Raw genomic sequence first — 939 nt, 5'->3', positions numbered from 1 at the left:
GAATAACGAACTGACGGATTTCGATTCCATTCCAGGTGGAATGAATGAAGTACAGCCAAATAAACGTCCTGTCAGCTGTAAAAGCCCGACCATCATCTTTAAAGACGGTGAGCCTATATTGACGCTAGGTTCTCCAGGAGGACCGACCATCATCAGTTCAGTCGTACAAACGATCATCAATGTACTTGATTTAAAAATGGACTTAAAAGCAGCCATTGAAGAACCTAGAATTTTCACTCCTATGGGCCCTCATATTGAATGGGAATCAGGTATTGATATGATTAGCAAAGGCCACTTAGAAGCAATGGGCTTTGCATTTAATGAAGTGCCCCATTCTATAGGGAATGTTCAGGCAATACAAATCAACCCGGCTGACGGGTCGAGCTATGGTGCTGCAGATTCAAGCCGCGAGGGCTGTGCGATAGGTCTAAATGAGTCAGATTACAAAGCTTAATCACAGTACAGAAATGTAGCCATAATGAAATTTGGATGTTTTTCTCTTTAATACTTCAAATCCAAATTCCTCAAAGCGGGAGCTGCGAAAATGATCCTTCAACACGACTCTCTTTCGCGCAACCCGCTTGGCTTCTTTCATTATTTCCATTGTTAAGTCATGACCTTCCGCAAAATGAGCCAATCCCCTAATCCCATTTGATTCTTGGATTGTTTCCTCAAACATTGGATCGAAATATACCACATCGAAATGATTATCCGGTAATGTTTTCAATAACTCGTAATGATCAGTATGAATGACCTTAATTCTTCTCATCGCTTGAATCATCTTTTCATCTGCATTTTCCCATGTTTTCAAACCATGGTCTACGAGCAAGGCTAAGTATTGATTTTCTTCCAAAGCACTAACCTGTCCATTTTCTCCAGCAGCAAAACTTGAGACAATCGCATCTGAGCCCAAGCCCATTGTACAATCAAGCACAGTAC

Annotated in this window: 2 protein-coding genes; one reads left to right on the top strand and one right to left on the bottom strand. The window is 41.3% G+C overall.

What is annotated here, in order from left to right; all coding sequences use genetic code 11:
- Positions 1-454 (top strand): gamma-glutamyltransferase (locus AC1DUW_RS30550; RefSeq protein ID WP_477644410.1); only part of this gene is annotated, 454 nt, incomplete at its 5' end.
- Here the strand turns inward: AC1DUW_RS30550 and AC1DUW_RS30545 are convergent.
- Positions 455-939 (bottom strand): class I SAM-dependent methyltransferase (locus AC1DUW_RS30545; protein WP_477644409.1); only part of this gene is annotated, 485 nt, incomplete at its 5' end.

Source organism: Peribacillus sp. P4_C12, from assembly GCF_056402095.1.
This window is presented reverse-complemented; position numbering and strand designations above follow the sequence as displayed.